Here is a 623-nt window from a genome sequence, read left to right as displayed (position 1 = left end):
TATCACTCTCGCACAACCGCTATCAATAAAATTAACTGTGTTTATTCTGGCTTGTGTGGCTATCGCAGTTATTACCTTCTTATTCACTGCTCAATACTCTCGTAAAGAAACTGTGCGCGGTTTTTTAATGCCTAACAAAGGGGTGATCCAAAGCTTTGCTAATCAAGGTGGCATGATTGAGCAGCTATTTGTACAAGAGGGCGATTATGTTATAAAAGATCAGCCACTGGCGACTATTGTTGTGCAGCAAAATAATAGGCAGGGTGTTGCATTAAGTACCCAACTTGTTGAGCAGTTAAGTATGCAAATACAGTTACTTAATGACGAAATAACACAAAACCACACTCTGCAAAAGCAAGAGTCACTTAACTTGCAAGCACAAAAACGTGCGCTTACTAATGAGCAAGCTGCATTACAAAGCCAACTTAAACTTACTGATGAAAAACTAGCACTACTTAACCGCCAACAAAGTAACCTTAACCAGCTAAATAAAAATGGTTTTTTATCAAACATTGAGCGTGAGCAGCAACAGCAAGCCCTGCTAGATGCTAAACAAGAAAAACAAAATTTAGCGCGTTTGTTAATGCAGCAAGAAAATCAATTAAGCCAACTTAACTTTAGTA

At 38.2% G+C, this 623-nt stretch carries 1 pseudogene; it reads left to right on the top strand.

The features are described from left to right. Position 1 precedes the first annotated feature (1 nt). Positions 2–623: pseudogene (locus tag HHO47_RS19090) on the top strand (HlyD family efflux transporter periplasmic adaptor subunit); the annotation flags it as partial.

The organism is Pseudoalteromonas arctica (assembly GCF_012927645.1).
GTDB classification, from domain to species: Bacteria; Pseudomonadota; Gammaproteobacteria; order Enterobacterales; family Alteromonadaceae; genus Pseudoalteromonas; species Pseudoalteromonas arctica_A.
Note: the sequence above shows the minus strand (reverse complement) of the source record. Positions and strands in the feature narration are given on the sequence as shown.